This is a genomic window from Maccoyibacter intestinihominis (assembly GCF_040096355.1).
Lineage (GTDB): Bacteria > Bacillota > Clostridia > Lachnospirales > Lachnospiraceae > Maccoyibacter > Maccoyibacter intestinihominis.
Genome location: NZ_JBBMEX010000025.1, coordinates 1 through 5,762, shown reverse-complemented (window position 1 = coordinate 5,762; position 5,762 = coordinate 1). Strand labels below are relative to the sequence as shown.

Here is a 5,762-nt window from a genome sequence, read left to right as displayed (position 1 = left end):
CTGTAACTGCCATATTAACATATCTCCTTTCATTATTCGGAGTCCTTCCAACTATGCCACCTGTTGGATTTCTCTCACCTACATCTATACTTTAAAATCTAATCCACCAAGAGTATCATCCATCTGATCTAAAATACTTGTATCAAATGCATCTCCCGGCTTCCATCCAGGATTATTTTTCTTTACCAGTGTCTCCATTCTTGAAGCATAATCTCCAGCCATTCTGCTCAATGTCCACGAAGCGGAATTTCGCTGTTCAGAAGGAATCGTATTCAAATACTGTTTGATTACATCATGTCTCTTGCTTTCTTCTGGTATATATGCACCATTGCTACTGATAAAATCCTGCTTTACAACCTTTTCTAAATCCGACTTCACCTTATCCGATACAGACACTATCTTTTTCCAATCCTTACCATTGATACAACGGTCTGCCTGTTCCTTTGATAAAAAAGGTACACCATCTTTATTATAGTAATAATTGTTATTTCTATATTGACACCCAGAATCTACGGTCGTAATCCCAGTCTGCTTGTGTGAAGAATTTTTCTGAAAGAAGAATTTGTTTATTAGCAAACTTTGCGAAAATAAATTTTTATTGTTAATATTTACATTCATATTTCACTCTCTCCTATAATACAAAATTGTAGCCACATTACATTTTTAATATGTATAATATACTTTTATTGTTTCAGTGGATGTTGAAACTGTTCCTTTTGTAACAATCCATATTTTCCACTTGCCTGACGGATCAAAACCATTAAAATCATTAATTGTTATTGTTCCACTCTTACTTACTGTTGTATAATTAACATTTCCATTGCCATCTTCTACATATAAATAAAACGAATCACTTCCTGAACTAACCCTACTATACACCTCTATTTTTAAAATCTGAGGATTTGATCCACTTACAGACCCTGATGAAACAGTTGAAATATTTGATACTGTCCCATATACAGAATTTAATTTTGTTGTTGTCTTAGTCCAATAATTTGTAGCCCTCACTGATACAGTAGAATTTATAGTTATTGTTTCTTCTGCCGGTGCAACTTCTGCTGCCGATACAGGAGTTACAAGAAGAGCTGTGCATAATACGATTCCACTCAAAAAATAAGATATAATTTTCTTCATCGTAAATACCTCCATAATAATATTTCAAAATAATATGGCTACAATTTCTTTCACCAATTTTAATCACCAGTTTACAACTTTATAAATGGTAGACTTGTTGATGAATCAACCGATTTAAAGCCTTTTTCACAGCATTTGTTTTTATGTGTGTTTCGACATTTTTGACGAAAGTGGCAAAAAATATCTGTCTGCGAATACCCTGGCTTAATTCAAAACGAAATTCCTGTACACTCTTTGTGCGATATTCAGAAAAAGTTTTATCCTGATACGGCAAAAGTTTCATGGCACAATAGCTGATATTGATCAGATTGACCAGCATTTCAATCCCTTTGCAGCTCCGCACCATATAGCTGCAAAAAGACCAGAATGTTTTCTGCTCATAGTCGCTTGTCTCAATATTCCAGCGAAATGAGTACAGAAACAGTGGGATATATTTCATCCAGTCACTGCCGGTCTGATTCAATGGTGCTTTTTCCTGCCATGCACAGAAAATCTGCAGTTCTTCTGGAAAAATCGTACTGAAAACAGGCGTTTTTTACCATGCTCTTTTTCTGTGGCTGTGACATAAGCCAGAACTTCCTGATTGCCAAAGATTCTGGTAAAGACACGGCGGACACCGGTATAGTAATCACCGATTTTTTCACCGGAAAAGGTAAAGTCAGTCTCAACAGAAAGCTGTTTTCCATGTTTAGCCGGACGCCCCCTGCGGCCGGTATGTGCAGGAGCAAGGTCATACATAACAGAATCAATCCTTGCATTACCAATAAGATCCAGGTTCGGATATTCATTGACAATACAGACCAGATTTTGTTTCGTATACCAGCTGTCACAGAGAATAATGACATGTTCCCTGCTTTGAAATTCAGGCATGACTTTACGGATCATGGTGGCAGCAAGTTCCAGTTTGGATTCTTTTTTCTTCCACATACGGTATCCAAGCGGAACGGAAAGATAAGAGATCTTATCCTGATTCCACACAGGTACGCAAAGCATGATACTTACAAAACAGTGTCCATTCAGATAGTTAGAACTGTTTTGTGCAGCATGGTCAAACAGTTTTGAAACGTTTTCTCAAATATTAATCGTCAATAAATTACAATCAGGCATTATTAACATTTGTGTTTGTCATAATCATATCGAATGGCTTGAGTATTTAATTTCCATCAATGTAAACTTATCTTCTTCCAAAGCATTAATCTTTAGCCTTTAAATTTTAACACTCATCAATAACTGCGATAACTGATTTTGATTATGATGAATCATTGTATATTTTTCCTTAAATGATGTGATTGCACCATACATTTTCTCAGTTAAATTTTCTGGGATTTCGTCCTTTCCCTTTGTTTTCTGTTCCCCAATGTAATCTGACGCTAATGCAGACCTTGATGTAATTTTTGAAATTTTATTCATTTCTTCACCGATAATTCCACGGGCATGCTGATTTGTTGTCTCCATTGTCACAAAATCATCCACCGTTTTCTTATATGCTACATCTAAATTGCTTAATTCTTCATCCCGTGTAAGCTTACGAGGTCCATTTTCATCAGCTACATATATTTCTCTGGTTCCATTTTCATAGCCCTTCACAATTTCATCATATAATTCTGCGTATGCTTTAACATAATTATTTGCCTTGTCAGTAATATTTAAGGCACTTTTTCCTGTATCAACATTTTGATTCTGCTGTGCTGCCTTCTTTTGAATTTCATAACTATAATCAATATCACTGATTTTTTTACTCTCTAACAGTTCCTTTCTTTGAACCACATCATCATATTTTTCCTGTCCACTCTGCTGTATACGATTACGATAATACTCCAATCCCTCATTAGAAATCGAAAGCTTTACGGATTGTTCCATCGTATGTTTTTCATTTGCCTGCTTATTTTCTTTCTGAACTTTAGCATCATTTTTTTCTATTATGGGATTCATATTATTCATATAACTAGATATTTTCATATTTTTACCTCTTTCAATTATTCAAATATCCCTGATCCAGTTCTTCTTTCGACCAGACTCTTTCATACGTTCCACCAATTTCGTCAAAAACCTTTTGCCATGTAGAAAATTTATGGATTTCCTCCATGCTATCCTTGTTATTCTGAAGCCATTCATACAGCTTTTCATACATAGAACCAGAAAACCGGACACTCCAATTGTTTTTATAATTTTCATTGTCACTGTATGACATTCCATCAGCTCCTATGGATATAATTCCCTGATCTGTCCGTTTTGCCATTCCTCTAATCTCTAAATCAGCCCAGATAAAACCTTCTTCCCGACTCTCAATTAAATTAGGGTATTTGTCAAAATACATCTCCGCTAATTCTTCATACCTCTTCCGATCCGCTTCATTTTGCAGAAGAACCTTGCCACCTCTGCCTTCTTCACCGTCTTTTACTAAATACTGGATGCCGGTACCTGAATGTGTATTTAATGTAAATCCCTGCAAAGTCTCCACATCCAGCGAATCTTTATCCATTACATTCTGCAATGCATCTTTTAATTCATCATCTAATACCAGGGCATCGTAACTCATCGTTCCATGCTCAGAAATCAAAAACTGCTTTCCTGTTGTTTCATCCTGTCTTATTTTTATATCAGAATAGGAAAATGCCCCCAAACGCTCCCCGTCTTTATTGTATATATCAAAACATTCAGCTTCATTATCGGGTACGATTCTATAATTTTCGGATTCGTACTCTGAATATTCCTGTTTCAAAGTATTTATCGTTTTTCCTGACAGTGCCAGATAAGAATCCATCACTGTACTTTTCTTAGCACGATTGATATCCGCTCTACTGCTAATATCCTCCTTATCCACCGTCTGAGCCAAAGTGTCAGCCCACTTATTCTGGTTCCGATTTGGTTTTAGGTTGTTATAACCTGTTGAATAACGGCTCTCCGCTCCTATACTTCCAATCATTTTTTAAATTCCTCCCGACATTTTATTCTCTTATTTTAGATGCCAACACGGTATAAAATTCTTTTTCCTGTTGCAGATATGCTGCCCTTTCATCTGTAACGGCTGCCAGCGGATTTTCTATTCTCTCCAATACTTTGTCGATAGCTGCTAAATAACTTTCTTTCGTTTCACCAAAAATATTGTCATCACCACCTGTCAGAAAATCCTGCTCTACCGATAGCTGCGTTAATATACTGGTTACATCCGTCTGAAATGGATTAAAACCAGTTTCTTCCAATGTTTCCTGCCATGCTGCCTTGACACTCTGCGGCACTGTCTGAAGGTAATAACCACTCATATAAGCAATCTGCTTTTTGGTTTTTTCGTCTGCAAACTGATAGGTTCTGTTATTCGCTTTTTTTGTACTTTTTCCTTTCGATGGAATATAAGACCAGTTTGGTTCTCCATTACTACCAGAAGTAATTAGCTGTTCCCTTCCAACTGTTCCTATATTTGAAAAAGAGATTCCCATAAATCCACCTCCAACAGCTTGAGGTTTTCGTATAAAATTTTATTCAACCACTTCTTAAAGCGGTTCATACTTTCTGTCATCCATTGGTCACACTCTAGCTTGGGCAGCTTGTTTAAATCCCTGCCAGCTGGAATGTTGTTATAATAGTCAGAATTATTTACAGTAACCATATTATCCCCCTGCCTTATATAAGTCTTATAATCTGTATCATGTAAATCATACTGGAACCCTATCGATAAACTTTTTTCATTTTATTTTCCACATTTTTTCTTCATTATTCGGAGTTCTTCCGACTATGTCACCTATTGGATTTCTCTCAGCCTCAATATGATATGTAATCCAAGTTCTCTTTTTTTCCTATGTTCAAATGACTAAGCACTATTTATACTTACTATTTGCATTTGGCAAATTAAGATATGTATCCATACTTTTCGTCCAAAGCAACGATAAGTCAAACCTTCCCAATTTGTTTAAATCTTCTATGCTTTTTTTGAACATTGCAATAAAATCTCTTCTGTCGTTAAGTCCCATATTACCAGCTTCAAGCGGCAGAGACGTGAAACCTCCCTGCTTTTCCACTTTGTAATGTGCCTCCAATGCACGCATTTCGACTACTGTAGCATTTGATGGATTAACATCATTGATATAAATTCTTTGCTCAAACTCTTTCCCGTTTTCATCCACACCTTTCGCTAACACCACAGGATTTTCATCCGTCGAATCATCCGCATATTTAAGACAATAAGAAAGACCTGTACCATTACCTCCTGTCCACAACATATTATCTGTTGTAAATATCTGATATACCTTTGGTGTTTCTGCCGTATAAAATGTCTTTTCCCCAGATGCAGGAGTTTTCATTTGATTACCTTTTTGTTGACCGTACAATGAAGATACGGTATTCAGACCAGAACCAATGTGCATACTTCTATTCCTCCAATCAGTTTATCTGAATTGTACCGTCTGCTATAACAAACTGTACATTTAACTCAGACATAATATCTTTGTGCTGTGTCCGATTATATGCTAAAATTTCCCGGATATCGCTTGCGTAAATGTCCCTCCTATTTACCATTGCATCTACCCATTTATCACATTCATTCCTTTTGAAATACTTTCAACTTTCACCGAATCCTCAAATGTGACTGTCATCTGTGTATCGTAAGTTTTCCATTCAAACTGCGACCAGCT

9 protein-coding genes are annotated in these 5,762 nt (G+C 36.2%); all 9 read right to left on the bottom strand.

Annotated features, from left to right (window positions below):
* Window positions 1-84: 84 nt before the first annotated feature.
* The gene (locus tag WMO43_RS13925; protein ID WP_109258671.1) at window positions 85-618 is read right to left on the bottom strand and encodes a DUF3879 family protein; all 534 of its coding nucleotides are present in this window, start codon (window positions 616-618) and stop codon (window positions 85-87) included.
* A 45-nt stretch (window positions 619-663) separates the two neighbouring features.
* On the bottom strand, window positions 664-1,134 hold the full coding sequence (locus tag WMO43_RS13920; protein WP_118585951.1) for a hypothetical protein: 471 nt from the start codon (window positions 1,132-1,134) through the stop codon (window positions 664-666).
* Between the two features lie 79 nt (window positions 1,135-1,213).
* A complete protein-coding gene (locus tag WMO43_RS14230; protein WP_330381177.1) occupies window positions 1,214-1,597 on the bottom strand; it encodes a hypothetical protein in 384 nt (127 codons plus the stop codon).
* Complete coding sequence (locus tag WMO43_RS14225) at window positions 1,594-2,127, bottom strand: transposase (protein WP_347475467.1); 534 nt, start codon at window positions 2,125-2,127, stop codon at window positions 1,594-1,596. The genes WMO43_RS14230 and WMO43_RS14225 overlap by 4 nt, the downstream gene beginning before the upstream one ends.
* Before the next feature lie 213 nt (window positions 2,128-2,340).
* Window positions 2,341-3,093: a hypothetical protein gene (locus WMO43_RS13910; protein ID WP_118540062.1), complete on the bottom strand. Its 753-nt coding sequence runs from the start codon at window positions 3,091-3,093 to the stop codon at window positions 2,341-2,343.
* Between the two features lie 13 nt (window positions 3,094-3,106).
* Window positions 3,107-4,060, bottom strand: a complete 954-nt coding sequence (locus tag WMO43_RS13905; RefSeq protein WP_015517465.1) for a hypothetical protein — start codon at window positions 4,058-4,060, stop codon at window positions 3,107-3,109.
* 22 nt (window positions 4,061-4,082) lie between these two features.
* Window positions 4,083-4,571, bottom strand: a complete 489-nt coding sequence (locus WMO43_RS13900) for a hypothetical protein (RefSeq protein WP_008115717.1) — start codon at window positions 4,569-4,571, stop codon at window positions 4,083-4,085.
* Window positions 4,547-4,741, bottom strand: a complete 195-nt coding sequence (locus WMO43_RS13895) for a hypothetical protein (protein WP_353531579.1) — start codon at window positions 4,739-4,741, stop codon at window positions 4,547-4,549. Before WMO43_RS13895 ends, WMO43_RS13900 begins: the two co-directional genes overlap by 25 nt.
* A 208-nt stretch (window positions 4,742-4,949) precedes the next feature.
* Window positions 4,950-5,495 carry a hypothetical protein gene (locus tag WMO43_RS13890; RefSeq protein WP_118057764.1) on the bottom strand — a complete coding sequence of 182 codons (546 nt, stop codon included), beginning with the start codon at window positions 5,493-5,495 and terminating at the stop codon, window positions 4,950-4,952.
* Between the last annotated feature and the right edge of the window lie 267 nt (window positions 5,496-5,762).